The 17,518-nt window shown below is 49.4% G+C and carries 19 protein-coding genes; 13 read left to right on the top strand and 6 right to left on the bottom strand.

Going from position 1 to position 17,518, the window contains the following annotated elements:
- Nucleotides 1-41 precede the first annotated feature (41 nt).
- The 13 genes from KSX81_RS00760 to KSX81_RS00700 all read left to right on the top strand — a co-directional run bounded on the left by KSX81_RS00760 (nt 42) and on the right by KSX81_RS00700 (nt 13,424).
- Nucleotides 42-1,199: a toprim domain-containing protein gene (locus tag KSX81_RS00760; RefSeq protein ID WP_060451220.1), complete on the top strand. Its 1,158-nt coding sequence runs from the start codon at nt 42-44 to the stop codon at nt 1,197-1,199.
- Nucleotides 1,196-1,681: a PH domain-containing protein gene (locus tag KSX81_RS00755; RefSeq protein WP_004319985.1), complete on the top strand. Its 486-nt coding sequence runs from the start codon at nt 1,196-1,198 to the stop codon at nt 1,679-1,681. Before KSX81_RS00760 ends, KSX81_RS00755 begins: the two co-directional genes overlap by 4 nt.
- Nucleotides 1,662-2,360, top strand: coding sequence for a hypothetical protein (locus KSX81_RS00750; RefSeq protein WP_004319983.1), 699 nt, complete (start codon nt 1,662-1,664; stop codon nt 2,358-2,360). Before KSX81_RS00755 ends, KSX81_RS00750 begins: the two co-directional genes overlap by 20 nt.
- Before the next feature lie 54 nt (nt 2,361-2,414).
- The gene (locus KSX81_RS00745; protein WP_060451221.1) at nt 2,415-3,098 is read left to right on the top strand and encodes a hypothetical protein; all 684 of its coding nucleotides are present in this window, start codon (nt 2,415-2,417) and stop codon (nt 3,096-3,098) included.
- 17 nt (nt 3,099-3,115) lie between these two features.
- The gene (locus KSX81_RS00740) at nt 3,116-3,778 is read left to right on the top strand and encodes a hypothetical protein (RefSeq protein WP_004319979.1); all 663 of its coding nucleotides are present in this window, start codon (nt 3,116-3,118) and stop codon (nt 3,776-3,778) included.
- 15 nt (nt 3,779-3,793) lie between these two features.
- The gene (locus KSX81_RS00735; RefSeq protein WP_060451222.1) at nt 3,794-4,615 is read left to right on the top strand and encodes a M23 family metallopeptidase; all 822 of its coding nucleotides are present in this window, start codon (nt 3,794-3,796) and stop codon (nt 4,613-4,615) included.
- Nucleotides 4,616-4,683: 68 nt separating this feature from the next.
- Nucleotides 4,684-4,920 carry a hypothetical protein gene (locus KSX81_RS00730; RefSeq protein WP_174522444.1) on the top strand — a complete coding sequence of 79 codons (237 nt, stop codon included), beginning with the start codon at nt 4,684-4,686 and terminating at the stop codon, nt 4,918-4,920.
- 8 nt (nt 4,921-4,928) lie between these two features.
- The gene (locus KSX81_RS00725; RefSeq protein WP_060451224.1) at nt 4,929-6,731 is read left to right on the top strand and encodes a hypothetical protein; all 1,803 of its coding nucleotides are present in this window, start codon (nt 4,929-4,931) and stop codon (nt 6,729-6,731) included.
- An 82-nt stretch (nt 6,732-6,813) separates the two neighbouring features.
- Nucleotides 6,814-9,276: a zincin-like metallopeptidase domain-containing protein gene (locus tag KSX81_RS00720; protein WP_060451225.1), complete on the top strand. Its 2,463-nt coding sequence runs from the start codon at nt 6,814-6,816 to the stop codon at nt 9,274-9,276.
- Between the two features lie 4 nt (nt 9,277-9,280).
- Nucleotides 9,281-10,837, top strand: coding sequence for a glucosaminidase domain-containing protein (locus tag KSX81_RS00715; protein WP_004319971.1), 1,557 nt, complete (start codon nt 9,281-9,283; stop codon nt 10,835-10,837).
- Nucleotides 10,834-11,016, top strand: a complete 183-nt coding sequence (locus KSX81_RS00710; RefSeq protein WP_004319968.1) for a hypothetical protein — start codon at nt 10,834-10,836, stop codon at nt 11,014-11,016. The genes KSX81_RS00715 and KSX81_RS00710 overlap by 4 nt, the downstream gene beginning before the upstream one ends.
- A gap of 72 nt (nt 11,017-11,088) precedes the next feature.
- Entirely contained in the window at nt 11,089-11,694 is a 606-nt protein-coding gene (locus tag KSX81_RS00705; protein WP_004319966.1) for a hypothetical protein, read from the top strand.
- A gap of 5 nt (nt 11,695-11,699) precedes the next feature.
- Nucleotides 11,700-13,424: a zincin-like metallopeptidase domain-containing protein gene (locus KSX81_RS00700; RefSeq protein WP_004319964.1), complete on the top strand. Its 1,725-nt coding sequence runs from the start codon at nt 11,700-11,702 to the stop codon at nt 13,422-13,424.
- A gap of 401 nt (nt 13,425-13,825) precedes the next feature.
- On the opposite strand, the gene KSX81_RS00695 is transcribed toward KSX81_RS00700, so the two are convergent.
- From KSX81_RS00695 to KSX81_RS00670, 6 genes are all read right to left on the bottom strand, one after another.
- A complete protein-coding gene (locus KSX81_RS00695) occupies nt 13,826-14,197 on the bottom strand; it encodes a DUF2958 domain-containing protein (RefSeq protein WP_060451226.1) in 372 nt (123 codons plus the stop codon).
- Nucleotides 14,198-14,199: 2 nt separating this feature from the next.
- Nucleotides 14,200-14,490 carry a hypothetical protein gene (locus KSX81_RS00690; protein WP_004319960.1) on the bottom strand — a complete coding sequence of 97 codons (291 nt, stop codon included), beginning with the start codon at nt 14,488-14,490 and terminating at the stop codon, nt 14,200-14,202.
- Between the two features lie 126 nt (nt 14,491-14,616).
- Nucleotides 14,617-16,182, bottom strand: coding sequence for an IS66 family transposase (gene tnpC / locus KSX81_RS00685; protein WP_332058169.1), 1,566 nt, complete (start codon nt 16,180-16,182; stop codon nt 14,617-14,619).
- Nucleotides 16,183-16,268: 86 nt separating this feature from the next.
- The gene (gene tnpB, locus KSX81_RS00680; RefSeq protein ID WP_004296723.1) at nt 16,269-16,619 is read right to left on the bottom strand and encodes an IS66 family insertion sequence element accessory protein TnpB; all 351 of its coding nucleotides are present in this window, start codon (nt 16,617-16,619) and stop codon (nt 16,269-16,271) included.
- Entirely contained in the window at nt 16,607-17,011 is a 405-nt protein-coding gene (locus tag KSX81_RS00675) for a hypothetical protein (protein WP_004298116.1), read from the bottom strand. The genes tnpB and KSX81_RS00675 overlap by 13 nt, the downstream gene beginning before the upstream one ends.
- A 72-nt stretch (nt 17,012-17,083) precedes the next feature.
- Nucleotides 17,084-17,239, bottom strand: coding sequence for a hypothetical protein (locus tag KSX81_RS00670; RefSeq protein WP_165601821.1), 156 nt, complete (start codon nt 17,237-17,239; stop codon nt 17,084-17,086).
- Nucleotides 17,240-17,518: the final 279 nt, after the last annotated feature.

The raw sequence follows: 17,518 nt of genomic DNA, 5'->3' as shown, positions 1-17,518 counted from the left end.
GACAACATTGACAACAAAGGACAACAAAACAGCAAGACGATATGGCTGAAAAAGGGAAAGCGAACGAGCTGACATACGATGACTTTCTGGACAGGTTGAGCATACAGGAAGTGCTGGTGGACGCAGGTTATCATCTGAACAAGAGGGATGGCTTGCGTTATCCGTCGTATGTGCGTACTGACAGCGAGGGCAGACGGGTACGTGGCGACAAGTTCATCGTCACGCAGAACGGAAAGTGCTGCTTCCAACCGCCGCAGCAGAAGGTGTATAACGTCATTTCTTTCATCAAGGAGCATCCTGAAATGTTTTCAGAGAACAAGGCTGGAATGTCTCCTGACCGCCTTGTCAACCTTGTCTGCAACCGACTGCTCAACCAACCCATCGAGGACAGACCATCGAAAATCGTAGAACCGAGAAAGGACAGCAAGCCATTCAACCTGAATGACTACGACATCCACAAGTTCAATCCGCAGGACAGGGAAACACAGAAGAAGTTTTATCCCTATTTCAAGTTCCGTGGCATTGACCTCTATACCCAGTACGCCTTTCATCGGCATTTCTGTCTGGCTACCAAGCATCGGACGGATGGACTTACCTTTGCCAACCTTGCCTTTCCGCTTGTACTGCCCATGGCACCCGACAAGACCGTGGGCTTTGAGGAGCGAGGACGACCGAAGATGGACGGCAGTGGCGGCTATAAGGGCAAGGCAGAAGGAAGCAACAGCAGTGAAGGACTGTGGATTGCCAACCTGACGGGGAAGCCGTTGGAGAAAGCCAACGAGATTGTATGGTTTGAGAGTGCATACGATGCCATGTCAGAGTATCAGATAAATCCTGTGAAGATGGTGTATGTATCTACGGGCGGTACTCCTACTGAAGGGCAGATGCGAGGACTACTGTCCGTCACTCCCAACGCAAGGCACTATTTGGGTTTTGACAAGGATGATGCCGGACGGCAGTTTGTGGCAAACTTCAGGAAGGTTGCAACAGAGATGGGCTTCCGTCATGAGCACGTGCAAGCTTATCATCCGTTGGGTTGCTACAAGGATTGGAACGATGCGCTACTCAACAAGAAGTCTGCGGAACTGATTGCAAAAGGCGAGCCAGACACCTTTGACTATGCCGAGTTCATCGCAGCAGGCAAGGCAGAAAAACAAAGGGAAAAAGAAGAAAAGAACACATATCATAGAAGCGTATGAGACAAGAAGATAATAGCATCATCACCTTGCGCCCCAGCATCGGGCAGTTTTTCATCAACGAGCTGCCTCTGTTGCTGTTGTGCGTGGCAATGCTCCTATTCGGAGGATTGCCCGGTTGTGCGTATAGCACCCTGTTGCTTGTCATCACTCTCTTGTTCTCCCTCTGTTTACTCTACCGATTCATCTATCTGAGGAGCATCCGCTACCATATAGGGAGCGAGCAACTCATCTGTGAGCACGGAGTGTTTCAGCGGAGCGTGAATTATATGGAGCTGTACCGAGTGGTGGACTTTGCGGAGCATCAGACCTTGATGCAGCAGTTGTGCGGACTGAAAAGCGTGACCGTGTTGTCGATGGACAGGACGACTCCAAAGTTGGAAATGACCGGCATCAAGAACAGCTATGACGTGGTGAGTGTGATACGAACAAGAGTAGAAACGAACAAACGAAGAAAGGGCGTGTATGAGATTACGAATAGATAAGATTTGGCTCATTGTCGTGGCATTGGTACTGAGCGTGCCGTCAGCCCATGCACAGATTGTGACAGCCAACCCTTTGGAATGGATGGCACTGGCAGAGGGCAACGAAGCCATCAACGGTGAGATAGAGAAGGAAATCAAGGGTCAGACCAAGACAGCCCTGTTGCAGAACACCATCGCCGCAGAGTTCACAAAGATACACGAATGGGAGAAGAAGTACAACAGTTATCTGAAAACCGCCAGCGGTTATGCCTCTTCCCTCAAAGCCTGTACCTATCTGTACGACGATGGTGTGAAGATATTCATCACCTTGTGTAAGATGCACAAGGCCATCAGCAACAATCCGCAAGGCATCGTCGCCACCCTCTCGATGAACAACTTGTATATGGAGACCGCCACGGAATTGGTGTCCGTCTTCACACTGCTGAAAGATGCAGTCGCCAAGGGAGGCAAAGAGAACATGCTGACTGGTGCGGAAAGGAGCAAGACGCTGTGGGCACTGAACGACAAGCTGAGTGCCTTCAGCAAGAAACTGCATCGGCTCTACCTCTCCATCCGCTATTATACGTTGACTGACGTTTGGAACAGCGTGACGGCAGGGATGATAGACCGCAGCAATGGGGAGATAGCAGCTCAGGCTTTGGGACGGTGGAGACGGGCGGCGAGAGTGAGTGGAGAGTGACAGACCGACAACGGAATTGTCGGGAACGGTGGCTAATCATAAAGAAAATAAGATATGAGAGTTATAGTTGTTTATTCCATATTAATGTTGTCATCCTTTGCAGGAGTGCGGGCGCAGAACGACCCGACTCTTGCGGGGATGATTCTAATGTATACCAATAAGGCAGAGAAAGAACTGAAGAACCAGGAGAAGGTGATGCTGTTGCAATCCACCGGCCATATCTGGACCAAGGAGGAAGTGGAAGCCACTACCGACCTGCAGCGGGAGTTCAACAACTATTTGGATTCCTTTCGTTCCATCGTCAGCTATGCCGCACAGATATATGGTTTCTATCATGAGATAGGTCAGTTGGTGGACAACATGGGAGGATTGGTGGCTCAATTAGATGCCCATCCAGCTAATGGACTTGCCGTAGCCCTGTCTGCCAAGCGCAACAAGATATACCGCGAGCTGATTATGAACAGCATCGAGATTGTGAATGACATCCGCACAGTATGCCTGTCGGGCAACAAGATGACCGAAAAGGAGCGTGTGGAGATAGTCTTCGGCATCCGTCCCAAGTTGAAGAAGATGAACAAGCAGTTGAAACGACTGACGAGGGCGGTGAAATACACCACCATGGGCGATGTCTGGATGGAGATAGATGAAGGGGCAAGACCCGCCAAAGCGAACAAAGCCGAGATAGCGGCGGCTGCCAAGAGGCGGTGGAAGCAGGTGGGCAAGAACGTAAAACCGTGATTAAAAAACGATAAGATATGGGATTTTGGAGTTCATTATTGAAATATGGTGGCAAGGCTGCACGAGGTACCGGCCATGTCATCGGAGTAACTGGAAAGACCTTAGGCAGCGCAGCACTCCACCCGCAACGCACCCTTATGGGAGCTGGCAAGGCTATGCAGACAGCCGCAGTGGGTAGTGCCGCAGGCTATGTGACATGGGAGAAGCTGACCACAGACAAGAGCGTGGCACGCATAGTAGGTGATGCTGTCATCGGCGAGAATGCCACGGAAGCGGTGGCGCAAACTGCCAACGATGTGCAACGTCTGACGGGCAAGGCTGGTGAAGCCGTTGATGCGGTGAACACTGTAGCCGGAAAGATGGACATCCAGTTTAGCGGTATCAGTGACTTCTTCCGGAATATGTTTGGTGGCGGAGGATGCGACATGATAGGCAATCTCTTTGGCAATATCGGCAAGGGTAACGTGTCAGGTATGAGCATCGTCGGACTAGTGGCTGCCGCATTCATGGTATTCGGACGCTTTGGTTGGATGAGCAAGATTGCGGGTGCCCTGCTTGGAGCGATGATTATCGGGAACAACTCTAAGGTGGCACAAGCTCTGCCTAACGGAGGCGGCACGTCTTCGCATGGGCAGAACATGGAAGAGGCAGAGACTCAGAACAGAGGGATGAAACGATAACCAATATACAGCGATATGAGATATACAGAAGAAATGATACTACGCTCATCGAGCGGCTACTGTATGCCGTTTGAGGAGCCAACAAAGCAGGACGTGCAGATGTCCTTGGGTTACGGAGAGCAGAAGCACCCCGTGACGGGAGAAACATTCTTCCATCACGGCATAGACTTCTCGGTGAACCACTACCTGCTATCGGCGGTGGCCACAGGAACCGTGTCAGCCATCGGGTCGGACGCGGAGCATGGCATCTACCAGACCATCCGCTACGGCAAATACGAAGTGACTTACAGACACCTCTCCAATGTCTTCGCCAACTTCTCCCAAAACGTCAAGGCCGGTCAGACCATTGCCATCAGTGGCGACATGCTGCACATGGAGGTGAGGTTTGACGGAGAGGAAATCAATCCGTTGGAATTCCTCACCATGCTCTACGGCAACATCAAGGCATTGGAGAACAATTCCAAAATGGGCATCAATGAACTGGACATGAACATACCTTCACCCTACGACACCGACCATCAGGAGATAGAAACATTGATGCTCCGCTTCCTCCCCTCCTATTTCGAGGACCTGCAGCAGGGAGCATATAGTCTGCCTGAACATACGGAGCAGTCATTAAGAAACATCTTCTCGTTGGGAGCGAGCAAGCATTACTTCTACGAGACCATACCGAGCATGGCTAATCCCTTGGGCATCGGCAACCGCTGTATGCCTTTGGCGGCTAAGGTGCAGAACCTGCTCATTGCCGACTTTCTCAACTATCTTGCCATGCGACATCAGGTGTATCTCTCCACGATGGACGAGGTATTAAAAAAAAACTCCAAGAGCAAGCCCTGACGCATGACGGCATCATTGATTCTCTTGCCGATTTGGACGTGGATATCCAGAGCTTCGACATACCGAGGATGGTGAGCGTCTATCCCGACCGGGCTGGCGTGAGATGGTGGACAAAGGCATGGTTCAATGGCAAGGAAGAGGGAGAACCTTCCGTGGAGATAGAGGAACGTATGGCTGTGCAGTTCATCCACCGCCAAGTGGACAAGGACGCATGGTTGGAGGAACACTATCCTAAGCAGATGGAGATATATCACAATGCCATCGAGCAGACAAAGGAACAGATATTACAGCAGTATAATATATAAAAAGGTATATGGCAGTAAAGAACAGTCAGCGATTCGCAGAGATAGAGCGTCTGATGGGCGACTACTTCGGGTGTCACCTTGCCCCCGTGATGGGCAGGGTGCAGCGGGACTTGTCCAACAGACAGGCAGACGAGATGCGGGCCTACTCCAACAGTACGGCTGGCATCCTACGCTCATTGGCCACTGCCAATATGCCCGGTGATGACCCATACGCCACTCTGAGGATTACAGGCGAGTGGAACAGCAAGACCACAGAAGACTATCTGGCGATGTGCAAGGAGGCTATTGTCGGCAACAAGGACATGCAGCGTGACCTTGCCGTGATGGCTGAGGAATGGCGCAAGGCAGTGGTGACGGAGATAGGACGAGAACGGTACGATGCACTCTCTAAACAACTCGGTTGTGATTTGGCATACGCCTATATCGAACACTGCATGGAGCAGCTGATGATAGAAAAACTGGTGAAAGACCGTATGCCCAAATCCTCTGCCGACTATATCATCCGCAAGGCGGCACAGAGCAGTCTGTTCGGTCTGCCCTACGAATTGAACAAGTCACCGCTTGCCGCAGAGATAGAAGCCAGAGGAGAGGCTGCCTATAAGCCCTCTCGGACAGAGAAGGCGGCGGGATGGGCTGCCGGAGCGAGTGCCGATGCCGTGGCCATGGGAGGTATCGACTCATGGGCGACCTTCGCCAAGTTTGTCGGTATCGATATGGTGATGAATGTCGGCATGGAACGCCTTGGCAAAAAAGGCAGCAGCCATGAGGTCAGTGTCGAGGAGTGTATCAGCAAAGGAGTTTTCGGTACGGACACCAACGTCTTCGCCTCATTCCGCAAGCAGGCAAAGGTCATCAAGAATCACGAGAACAGCTATATCAAGGCTACCAACAGCCATTTCAAGAACAAGATTCCCACGAGCAATATCACATTTATGGATTGGACGAAACAAACTGAACATACCTCATTCCCATGGAATAAAGGTACGTTCCTTGACCCTCAGAGAAACGAAGCAGCCAAACGTACAGACAAGTACAAGGATGTGCCCTTGATAGTCGCACCCGGACAGGAAGACGAGTATCTGGAGGTTAAGGCGAGACTTGATGCAGAGGCTGAGAAGGAGAAGAAAGCAGAACCGCAGGAAACTCCTGATTCATCGACTGAAGAGGCAACAGCATCTGTAGAACCGCCAGAGCAAGCCGCCTTGCAGACCAATGAAAGCGGATGGGACGGACTTTTACAGAGCTTCGGGCTGAACGGCTTTTCTGACATTGGCAAAAACCTTGGCTATGTGTTGGCAATGCTGCCCGATGTACTGGTGGGACTGTTCACGGGCAAGACGAAATCGCTGAATATGGACAATAGCCTTCTTCCTTTGGCCTCCATTGTGGCTGGAATGTTCGTAAAAAATCCCATACTGAAGATGTTGTTGATGGGTATGGGAGGTGCCAATCTGCTCAACAAGTCGGGACATGAGGTGCTGGGCAGAAAACAGCAGGAAGGCATTGCACCAACTGTGGTGGGTTCTGGTGCGCCACGTGTGCAGTACCGACAATATCCTGATGAGCCACTCAATCCTCGCATCAGCAACCCGATGCTGCAAGGGCGATGTCTTGTTGCCAACATCGATAATGTGCCATGTACCATCCAACTGCCAGACAGCGTGATTGGGGCGTATCAGTCGGGGGCATTGCCACTGAATACATTGGCTAACGCCATACTCGCCAAGAACGACCAAATGCGAAATATGGCAGCAGTGCAGTACGAAGAGCAGGCACGGGAGAGCGTAGTGCGACCGAGGGGGATTCAGTGAAGCCCGACAACAAAATTGTCGGGAACTGTGGCTTGGTAAGCCAATTATAGAATGTGATTGAGATAAACAAAAAGATAAAAGCATGAAAGAGAAATCAGATTTTGAGAAGCGGGCGGCAGAGAAACAGGTGTCGCTGCTGACTGAGGCACTGACGAGTGCGGTAGATGCCAAGGGACATTGGTTGAACGCAAGCGGTAAACTCTATCCGAAGCTCTATCCCAAGGGCTTTTCGGTCAGTCCGTTCAATGCCCTTGTCCTTGCCCTCGACTCCGATGCCAAGGGCTGCAAGAGCAACCTGTTTACGCAGTTCTCCGAAGCCAAGGCACGGGGTGAGAGCGTGAGGGAACATGAGAAAGGCGTGCCCTTCCTGTATTACAATTGGAACAAGTATGTCAACCGCAACAATCCCGATGATGTCATTACCAAGGAGGCATACGCAGAACTGTCGGACCAGGACAAGCAACAATACAAGGGAGTGAAGAACCGTGAGATACGTGTGCTCTTCAATATCGACCAGACCCTCCTGCCAATGGCTAACGAAACTGCTTACACTACGGCCTTGAAGAAAGACGGCACGATGGAAGACAGAGGGTACGGCGATAAGGAGGACAAGCAGCTGCATGGGCGCGTCAACGGATTCCTTCAGAAGATGAAGGACAACCTCGTGAATGTCCGTCAGGACGGCACAGGTGTGGCGCATTATGACACAGAGAAGGATGTTATCTACCTGCCACGGCAGCGTGACTTTGAGCATTACAACGACTATGTACAGGAAATGATGCGTCAGTTGGTGTCTGCCACCGGTCATCAGCAGCGGTTGGCACGTGAAGGCATGGTCATGAAGAACGGCAAAGCCCCGTCGGAGGATGCCGTGAAGAAGGAGAAGCTCATCACGGAACTTGCTTCGGGTGTGAAGATGCTCGAATTGGGACTGCCTGCTCGTCTGTCTAAGGACAGCCTGGGCATGGTGAACTACTGGACGAGGGAACTGAAGGAAGACCCTTGCCTGATTGATGCCATCGAGAGTGAGGTAAACGGTGCGCTGAAGGTATTGAAAAAAGCGGAACTGGGTGAAAAGGTGGAGTATGCAACCGACCAGCATCAGCGAGAGACAGCGCAGATACAGGGGCAGTTGCCCAGCCACTACTTTGTGGCTGACGAAATCAAGCAGCATCCCAATGAGGAGCAGCGTACCGTGGTTATCGTGCGTGATGATGCCAGTAAGACCGCAGATGTGGTGCTGCCACAGGGTGCGTCGTTGGAGGTGAACAACGAAATTAAGGGCATGAACAAGCAACGCTTCACCAATGCCTTGCAGAAAGAGGGTTATGACAACGTGCGTTTCTATAATCCCGATGGTGCCTTGGGTTTCCGTCCCGATGACAGTTATTTTGCCGACAAGAAAATCACGGTATCGAGGTTGCGCAACTGGTCTATCGAAGACCTATCCTCGTTGGATGCTTCTGAAGCCGTGATCCATAGCCGTGACATCGGTTTCGACAATGTGCAGTTGGTGAAGGACGACAAGGAGCGGTGGGCATTGTACATCAAGCCCGAAGGCAAGGAAGGCTTCGCCGTCTATCCCGACAAAGGAGACCTCAATCATTTCTTCACCACCTTGAAGCAGTCGATGGACAACATCGAGCGTGTGCGTGAAGAATTGGCACAGAAGTATTATGCCATGGCAGAGGCGAAACCCGACCTGAAGGTTGACATCTTTGGTGGCAATGAGCAGGAGGTTGATCTGAACCGAATCCAGCGTGTAGCGGTGTTTCGTGCCAAGTCGGGCGAATGTCTGTGTGCAGCCACTATCGACGGCAAGAAATTGCAGCCGAGAAGTGTCAGTCCGTCCCAATGGCAACGATTGTGGGTGGCTCCTGACAGGGATTCATACAAGCAGAGCCTTGCCGCCTCGCTGTTTGCCGATGTATTGCAGAAAGACAACAACGTCGAGCAAAGTACACAGGAGAAGCAGGAAGAAGCGACAGAGGTGAAGCAAGCAGAGACGGCTACTGTAGAGAAGCATGATGAACAGAAGGAAATGGCACAGCAGGAAGATAAGCCTTCAGACCAGAAAGAACAGGCATCAGAGCAAAGAGAAGAAAAGAAAGAGGAGAAGGAAGAAGCCAAGGCAGCCAAGGGGGCTATTTCTCCACTTGTCCAGCAATATCTTGACTTGAAGAAGAAACATCCTAATGCCATTCTATTGTTCCGTTGCGGCGACTTCTACGAGACCTACAAGGATGATGCGGTGAAGGCATCCAAGATATTGGGCATCACGCTGACGAAGAGCAACGGGCGCAAGGATGATGAAGGAAAGCCGTTGGCAATGGCAGGATTCCCATATCATGCTCTCGACACCTATTTGCCGAAGCTCATTCGTGCGGGAGAACGGGTAGCCATCTGTGACCAGCTGGAGGTGCCGAAGCAGACAACATCGTCGAAGCGTGGAATAACGGAGATGGTGTCACCTGGAAAAGAGGCTGGAAGGCCGATGGCACAGGAGAACCAGGAAACAGAACAACACACCAGTCTAAGGAGATAGGCGTATGGGAAAGAATGCAGCGTATGCCGCACAATATGCGGAGGAAGCCAAAGAACAGATGCGGAGGTATGGGATTCCTGCCTCTGTCATCTTGGCGCAAGCCATTTTGGAGAGCAGCAACGGACAGAGCCAACTGTCTCGCGAATGCAACAATCACTTCGGCATCAAGGCTACGGATTCGTGGCTGAAGAATGGCGGTGAGTATGGAGTCTATACGGATGATAGGCCCAACGAGAAATTCTGTAAGTACAAAAGTGTGGGTGACAGCTATGAGCATCACTCGCAGTTCCTGAAGCAGAACAAGCGATATGCGCAGTGCTTCACGCTTTCACCTGACGACTACAAGGGATGGACGAAGGGCATTGAGAAGGCTGGCTATGCCACTGGCGGCGGTTATGCAGCGAGTCTGCAACGCATCATTGAAGCCAACGGACTGGACAAGTATGACCGTGAGGTGATGGCTGAGATGCGGGCAGAAGGTAGGTCGTTCGGGGTGGAGAATAATCCTCGCAGAGAAGAACCTGCTGCCCATGTACCGCAGTCTGCCGGGTATTCCTATCCTGTGGAGCGAGAGGAATTTCTCTTCATCACCTCGCCTTTCGGCAATCGCCAAGACCCTATGGATGCCACCAAGCAGCAGATGCACAAGGGCATTGACATCAAGACGAACCATGAGGCGGTGCTGGCTACGGAGAACGGCGGAAAGGTGGTGGCGGTGAACCATAATGCGAACACGTCAGGAGGGAAATCCGTCACCGTGGAATACAGCCGTGAGGATGGCAGCAAGGTGCAATGCTCCTACCTGCATCTTTCCGACATAGCAGTAAAGGTAGGCGACACGGTCAATGCCGGACAGAAGTTGGGGGTGTCGGGAAATACCGGCACACGAACCATTGGCGAGCATCTGCATTTCGGAGTGAAGAGCGTATCGGCTGACGGCTCAAAAAGGGATATGGATCCATCTGCTTATCTGGCAGAAATCGGACAGAAGGGCAACATCAAGCTACAGGCACTGCATAACGGCGATGACCTGTTGGCGAAATACAAAAGTGACGTGCCGCAGGAGCAGAATGTGTCACCAGAGGACTGGATGAAGAAACTGCTTTCCTCAGAGGACAGCGGTGTGGGCATTTCGGGAACGAATGACCCTATACTTGACATGGCGATGACCACCTTCATGTCGCTGATGATGTTGGCAGCGCAGATTGACAGCAAGGATGAGGAACGACAAAAGGGACTCATCTCTGCCATGGCAGCCAACCAGCTTGTAGATTTGACCTCGCTTGTACCAGGCATGAGGCAATGCACCATCGCTGTGGGTGAGAACGGCAAGGCTGTGCTTCATGCAGAGAGCGGTACGGTGAAAATTGACCGTGAACTAACTTCCTCGGAGATGAACCGCCTATCGCTCATTTTGGGCAATGCCAATCTGTCGGAAGAAAGCAAACGGACGAAGATTGCTGGAATGGTGACAGGCATCGTGGCGACACAACAGGCTTCGCAGAATTTCGAGCAAGGGATGGAGGCTGAGAGTCAACAACAAAATCTGCAAAGGAAATGAAAAGGATAGCAAGTCATCTGTGTACAGTGTTGATGGGTATGCTGGCAGTGACAGGACACTTCATGCTTACCCAATGGCTTTTCGGTCAGACCGTGGCCATCATCCATCTCGGCTTCCAACTTATCATAGCAGCGTGGATGGTCTATGAACTGATACGTGCGCCAGTATATGATGATTGAAAAGAGATTATTGACATTGCGAAGACATTTCACTTGGACAATGGAGATGTATAATTCAAAAAGTATCGAGCAATGATCAAATGTAATGTAACAGTGTGCGGAACGGTCAGCAAGGTTGCGACCTGCCGCACGAACAAGGAGGGCAAGGCCTTTGTGAGCTTTGCCATGAACATAGTCATTCCGGCGAAGAGCGGGATTAACAAGACTATCGAGGTGTCGGTCATCAAGGACGGGACACTTACGGATGTAGGCAGCTGCAACATTGGCGAGCACATTGAGGTAGTCGGTGTATTGGTACCGAGGAAACGGGGCGATGCCCTTTATTTCAACCTGTCGGCAAGCAGCATCAGCCACCAGCCTGCCGAGGCAGAGGACTGCATCAAGGGCGTGATGGAGTTCCGCGGCAAGGTGGGCAAGAGCATTGAGGACAAGACGGACAAGAATGGTGTGCCGTACTGCCAGTTCTCCGCTTTCAGTGCAGAGAAAGTACAGGACGGATTTGAATACATCTGGGTAAGTTTCTTCCTCTTCGATGGCAAACGTGAGGCATGGCTGCAACCGGGTGTGAAAGCGAACATCAAAGGGGCGTTGTCTGTCAGTGTCTTCAATGACAAGTTGGACTTCTCCTGCCGAGTGTCGGAGATGAGCGAATATGTTCCTCAGCCCTATAATGGTTAATGACTATGGGAAAACCTTATACTAAAGAAGGTCCGAGTGCCGAAGACAAGGCACTCGACCTGTTTGCCGATATGATGATTGAGCGTATTCAGTCGCTGTCGGGCAAAGACGGATGGAAAAAGCCCTGGTTTACTGAGGGTACGCTGCAATGGCCGAAAAATCTGAACGGACGAGAATATAATGGCATGAACGCTATGATGCTACTCCTGCATTGCGAGAAGGAGGGCTACAAGATTCCTCGCTTCTGTACCTTCGACCGCATACAGCAGTTTAACAAAACTGGCAAGAAAGACGAGGAACAGAAGCCTCGTGTGTCGGTATTGAAGGGTGAGCATTCTTTCCCCGTGATGCTCACCACGTTTACGGTGGTCAATAAGGAAACAAAAGAGCACATCAAGTGGGAGGACTACAAACTGCTCTCTCAGGAGGAGCGCGAAAAGTACAATGTATATCCAAAGCTTCAGACTTACCATGTATTCAATGTGTCGCAGACCAACCTGAAGGAGGTCAGACCAGAGTTTTGGGAGAAACTGGAACAGGAATACTCGATGCCTAAGGTGGAGAAGGACGAGCAGTTTGCCTTTGAACCCGTGGATAGGATGATAGCGGACAACCGTTGGATATGTCCCATCAAACCCATGTTCGGTGATTCCGCCTATTTCTCCATCAGCAAAAACGAGATTGTGATGCCGGAGAAAAGGCAGTTCAAGGATGGGGAGTCTTTCTACTCGAACCTTTTCCACGAGATGGGACACTCAACGGGTGCGGAGGGACAGTTGGACCGCATCAAGCCCGCTACCTTCGGCTCGGCAGAGTATGCACGCGAGGAACTGGTGGCAGAACTGACGGCTGCGCTGACCGCTCAGCGATATGGCATGACGAAGCACTTGAAGGGAGATTCGGCTGCCTATCTAAAGTCTTGGCTGGATTCGCTGAAAGAGTCGCCGCAGTTCATCAAGACCACGTTGCTCGATGTGAAGAAAGCCACCTCGATGCTCACGCAGCATATCGACAAGATTGCGATGGAGATAGACCAGGAGAAAAAGGCTGAGCAGACGGAAAATGTCGGCAATGAGGAGAAAATGGAGGGAAGTAAGGATGCCGGGCAGGTATATTACGCTTCCGTTGCCTATCTCCAATCAACGGATGACACATCGGAACTGGATAAGCTGAAAGATCGAGGAGACTATGATGGACTGCTGAAACTTGCCAAGGATTACTATGACGGTAACGGCATGGACGAGAAGCAGACCTACAGGAAGCCGTGCCAGAACAGAGGCGATGACCTGTTGATTGAGGACAAGGACTTTGCAGTGGTATATAATGGCAGTGTCGGTGGCACATACGAGGTGTTCCTAAAGCATACGGAACAGGAGATACGGGACCATATCACTCGCTATGGCATAGGACGTGCCAGTGAGGACGTGAAGGCTGTGGCGAGGGAGATGACCGCCGAAGAGTTTTCGGAATTGGCGCAACGAAAGATGCCGATATTCCAGATGCCAAATGGCGGTCTGCTGAACCTGCAATATAACAAGGATAAGGATAGTCTGGATGTGGGGACTGTGACCAATGCAGGACTCTCAGTGAAACACTCCTTCCCTTTCAGTCATGACCATTCTATGGATGCAAACATCAGCTCTGCGTATGAGCAACTGCTCGACATGGAGGAGTACCAGAAGGAAGAGGTACAAGAGGAGCACGTTGCCAAGTCCGCTTTCCGAAGATGAGAGTAGTATCGTAGTATATACTAATCGTAGGCTTTACTACTCATAGTAGGTACTAACAATAGTCAGCCGCAAGGAGTATTGTCCCTGCGGTTGCTTTGGTTATGGAGTTACTTTTGACAGTCTCTTATCCACTCTTTCCAATCTATGTCATCAACAGTTAATTCTTTGGTCTCCCAATCGTAGTCGATGTTTGGCAAATTGGAATATGGGAAATAGATGCTATACCCGATTTGCCCATAGGAGCAAAATAACGGAGTGACTGCGAGTTCTCGACCATAGTAAGAGGATGGTTGAAGATAGTTCCTCCAACAAAAGCGGTCTCGTTTAATGCAGCGGCAGATATGCCTGATAAGTTGATTTCTGTCCATTATCTTTTGTCTTTGGGGGTTATCATATGATGTTCACTTCTTTTCCATTCTATTCAGGAAAGTCTGTAAATCCTCGTCTGGAATGCTCTTCAGTTTCACCGGCTTGAAACCGTCCAATTGCTCCACTTGAAATATCTCGTCCACTCCATATTTGGAGCCATCCACCTTTACGCTCTCCATTTCTTTGACGGAGGTATAGCCATACTCCGTTTCATGCAGACCGCATACGATGGTGAATAACGTGGTGTCGTTACCTTCCTGTTGCCCTTCAAGTACGAACCAACGGACGTGTCCGATGAAGAATATTGCCACACAAACGGCATCCTTGCCTTTGCCGTCCTGTGAGTAAAGAGGATAGGATTTCAGTCTCTCCTCCAACGTGGGTGTAATCAATCTGCTTGCCATAGTCAATCGTTGTTAAGTGTTCTGTAATACATTCTGTTTTCAACAAGGTGTTCGATGGTCTCTGCTGCCAATCGGCACACCCACTCGTTACGCTGGTCATAACGACCTTTTTGATAGTCGTTGGCAAGGCGTTCCAAGAAGGCAAACACCACCTTGCCCTTTTCGTTGATGAGATAGCGATGGTCATCTGCAAGGGCATTGCCTACCTTGGCGGCTGAACCCATCTGACCGTTTACGAACCGTGAGAAGCACTCGATAAATGCCTTCTCGTTTTCTGATAATCTGTTGTTCATATCCTTTGAATTAAGAGTTAAATACTTGCCTGATAATAGATGTTTGGCTCACTGCTGACGTTGTAGATGTAAGCGTCTCCGCGATTCTATATAGTGTATTAAAATAAAAAGGCTAATGATCCCTTTTTAGTCATTAGCCTTTTCCCATCTGTCAGGAAGCAGTTCCCTGTATTTTTCAATTGGTGTGTTCGGTTGCCATTCGGCTGTTCTGTTTATCACATCCGTGAGATACTCAAATAGATTCACTTTATGCATCCTACAAGTGAGTGCTATCGTATAGAGTATGGCGCCTCGTTCGGCCCCCTTATGGCTGCCGAAGAACAATGAGTTTTTTCTAGATAAGGATATGTACCGGTTCATCCGTTCAACCATATTGTTGTCCAGATAAGTGTCACCATAATTAAAGATGTCCACCACTGCATTCCACTCATTGCGAAGATAGGTAATGGCTTCCTGCAGTTCGCTCTTAGGTAATAAATCCCCCCGTTCTTCTATTTCATCAAGCACATCTTTTATTTCTCCGAGTATGTCCGGCGCATACTTTTTTCGATGCATAAGATTCTGTTCTACCGTCCATCCCTCAACCCCAACTTTATGCTTATGCTCGTTTTGATAAAGTGCGTTTATCAGCTCCACGATTCTTTTTGCATCCGGCTCCTTCTCACCGCAATCTATAAATTTCCGTTTTATATGTTGCAAGCACGGGATGCGTGTGATATTGGGATAAGCATCGCTTTCGAGCTTCCGGTAAGGTGAGTAACCATCGCTTTGTATGATACCTTTGCAACTGCCTAATTCGTTAAGAATAACTCTTTCAGACCGGGAGCCGTCATCATAGAGCAAGTATATCATCCTGGTGTTTATGCCGACAACCACCCAAAGGTATCCCTTCCTGACTCCTTTTCCCTTGCTGTTCTTTTCTGGGACGAGTATTTTGTAATAGGTTTCATCGGCTGCCTTATAAGGATCACTCAAAGCTGTCTGCCGGATGCACTTATAAAGATTTTCGAAGAGGTTTGAGGCTTTCTCTATCAACTTATGAGCCGTAGGTTTCTTCAGCGTAAAGCCATGACTCTCGAAGTAGTTGATGATTCTTTCAACAGGTAGCGATTGTATATAACGTAATTCCATCAATCCGGCAATAAATGAACCGTCATAGCTGGAATTCAAGAAGGCCGAAGCCGGTGTTTTTCCCTCAAACAGGCGACCTTCTTGCGTATAGGTGTGTATCTTGTAGACATGCTTGATGAAGCGCATGGGTACACATTCATAGCGGACGCATATTCTGGGAACAGTGGTAAACAACCGGGCCTTATTGATGTCAAAATCGGGATCATCGGGATAAACGACATGTTCTTCTTCCTCCATCTCATAATGCATGTCACGTTTGGCCCCATTGTTCTTTCTTGCTTTACGCTTATCTGCTTTTTCCGCTTCTATCTTCTGCCGCTCTTCTTCGGATATGGCAGATTGGGGAGCCTGTTGCCGTTCGGATGTGTTGGATACAAGTTTGGCGAGTCCCTTAGTAAGGCGCTGTTGCTTGCTAAGAGATTCGCCTTTTTGAAGGAGTGCCTCTTTAAGGGAAGAAACCTCCTTTATCAAAGCATCTATTTGGTCCAAGAGTCTGTTGTTGTCATCTCGTAATCCCTTGATTTGTTCCTTCAATAACTCTATGATCTCATCCTTTTTCATGGCATAAAGATATAAAAAATCAACGAATTGGCCAAATAAACCGGATGATATCTTTAGCGCAAATATCTAATAATCAGAATGTTGAATTAGATCCTAAAACGCTTTCTCAACCGTACAGACTTTAATGACACTCCATTTAAGATAAAAGACAAAACCTGATAAGAAATCTCGTAATTACCTGTATTGGGGTTAAATGTCGGTAACTCAAAACTTCCACCTTCGAGGCGCTTGTAGTACAGAAGAAAGCCATCGCCATCCCAACGCAGTATTTTTACACTTTGTCGGTTTTTACCAAAGAATAAAAAGATATCTCCGGAAACGGGAGACAAGTCCTTCATTTCCGATCGTATAATTTTGAATAAACCGTCAATGCCAAGGTTCATACGAACAAAGCCCTGGTACAGATAGTATCGATTGGCTGATGTTAGAGAATACATGGATCTCCCTCCGTTCTTTCGTAATCGCGCAACATTTTAATAACACCACCGGGTGTGGCCCGTTTGACCGAAATGGTGGTTCCACTGTTAAAGGTGATTGTGATCCCGGCAAGACTAAACTCTTCTTCCGACAACATGGCGGGTGCTATTTGAGTGAATGAAGGAGAGGAAGTTGTCGGTTGGGAGGGTTCAACGCCGCCATAATAATCACGGACCACATCTGCCTTGGCTTGTTTAACGCTATAGCCCCGTCTGGACATCCAGGAACTCATACCACCAAAAGTGGTATGCTGATCGCGGCAAACATCGGCTAAAGAACAATTGTAGTCTACTTTCAATACTTCAAGGAAATGTTTCCAAGTTTTTCCAAATCGATTTTCTGCTAAATCCATAATGCTTCATTTTTATACATAGCAAAAATATAAGAATGAAAAAAGGCCGACAAGATAGAATCGCGGAGACGCTTACTTGTAGATATAATCTCCGCAACGCACCAACAAGGCATCCATGCCATAGTAGATGCGCTTCATGCCTTTGATGCTTCCGCTCTTGTGAAAGTTGGGGAAACGGCTGATATTGCACTGCTTTCCTTGTTCTTTGCTCAATCTTCTTGTCCTCATATCGTTTAATGTTTGAATGTTCAACTTGTTTTTAACTTCGTTGAAGAAACTCACACTCAGCATAGTGAATATATTCCCTCTACGTTCGCATAACCGTTTCTTTCTTCCCTCCTTTTGAAGCCTTTCGGCTCCGCTTGCCGGGAACAGATTTTTCGTGCATCAAAAGACTGCGGAATGAGGGCGATAAGGCAAGGAAACAGACAGAGGAGTTAATGAAATACCCAAATCTTTGATTTGCGGAAAGCTGTCGTTCAGTCCTCTGCCTGTTAGCATGGCGGT

The sequence above is a fragment of the Bacteroides sp. MSK.18.37 genome (genome assembly GCF_019129155.2).
Taxonomy (GTDB): domain Bacteria; phylum Bacteroidota; class Bacteroidia; order Bacteroidales; family Bacteroidaceae; genus Bacteroides; species Bacteroides ovatus.
This window is presented reverse-complemented; position numbering and strand designations above follow the sequence as displayed.

Excerpts from the sequence above, each read along its gene's own strand:
- KSX81_RS00755 (WP_004319985.1), top strand. The coding sequence starts at position 1,196 with ATGAGACAAGAAGATAATAGCATCATCACCTTGCGCCCCAGCATCGGG.
- KSX81_RS00730 (WP_174522444.1), top strand. The coding sequence starts at position 4,684 with ATGGTGAGCGTCTATCCCGACCGGGCTGGCGTGAGATGGTGGACAAAG.
- KSX81_RS00740 (WP_004319979.1), top strand. The coding sequence starts at position 3,116 with ATGGGATTTTGGAGTTCATTATTGAAATATGGTGGCAAGGCTGCACGA.
- KSX81_RS00735 (WP_060451222.1), top strand. The coding sequence starts at position 3,794 with ATGAGATATACAGAAGAAATGATACTACGCTCATCGAGCGGCTACTGT.
- KSX81_RS00700 (WP_004319964.1), top strand. The coding sequence starts at position 11,700 with ATGGGAAAACCTTATACTAAAGAAGGTCCGAGTGCCGAAGACAAGGCA.
- KSX81_RS00760 (WP_060451220.1), top strand. The coding sequence starts at position 42 with ATGGCTGAAAAAGGGAAAGCGAACGAGCTGACATACGATGACTTTCTG.
- KSX81_RS00725 (WP_060451224.1), top strand. The coding sequence starts at position 4,929 with ATGGCAGTAAAGAACAGTCAGCGATTCGCAGAGATAGAGCGTCTGATG.
- KSX81_RS00715 (WP_004319971.1), top strand. The coding sequence starts at position 9,281 with ATGGGAAAGAATGCAGCGTATGCCGCACAATATGCGGAGGAAGCCAAA.
- KSX81_RS00750 (WP_004319983.1), top strand. The coding sequence starts at position 1,662 with ATGAGATTACGAATAGATAAGATTTGGCTCATTGTCGTGGCATTGGTA.
- KSX81_RS00670 (WP_165601821.1), bottom strand. The coding sequence starts at position 17,239 with ATGAGGACAAGAAGATTGAGCAAAGAACAAGGAAAGCAGTGCAATATC.
- tnpB (WP_004296723.1), bottom strand. The coding sequence starts at position 16,619 with ATGTATTCTCTAACATCAGCCAATCGATACTATCTGTACCAGGGCTTT.
- KSX81_RS00705 (WP_004319966.1), top strand. The coding sequence starts at position 11,089 with ATGATCAAATGTAATGTAACAGTGTGCGGAACGGTCAGCAAGGTTGCG.
- KSX81_RS00695 (WP_060451226.1), bottom strand. The coding sequence starts at position 14,197 with ATGGCAAGCAGATTGATTACACCCACGTTGGAGGAGAGACTGAAATCC.
- KSX81_RS00690 (WP_004319960.1), bottom strand. The coding sequence starts at position 14,490 with ATGAACAACAGATTATCAGAAAACGAGAAGGCATTTATCGAGTGCTTC.
- KSX81_RS00745 (WP_060451221.1), top strand. The coding sequence starts at position 2,415 with ATGAGAGTTATAGTTGTTTATTCCATATTAATGTTGTCATCCTTTGCA.
- KSX81_RS00710 (WP_004319968.1), top strand. The coding sequence starts at position 10,834 with ATGAAAAGGATAGCAAGTCATCTGTGTACAGTGTTGATGGGTATGCTG.
- KSX81_RS00675 (WP_004298116.1), bottom strand. The coding sequence starts at position 17,011 with ATGGATTTAGCAGAAAATCGATTTGGAAAAACTTGGAAACATTTCCTT.
- tnpC (WP_332058169.1), bottom strand. The coding sequence starts at position 16,182 with ATGAAAAAGGATGAGATCATAGAGTTATTGAAGGAACAAATCAAGGGA.
- KSX81_RS00720 (WP_060451225.1), top strand. The coding sequence starts at position 6,814 with ATGAAAGAGAAATCAGATTTTGAGAAGCGGGCGGCAGAGAAACAGGTG.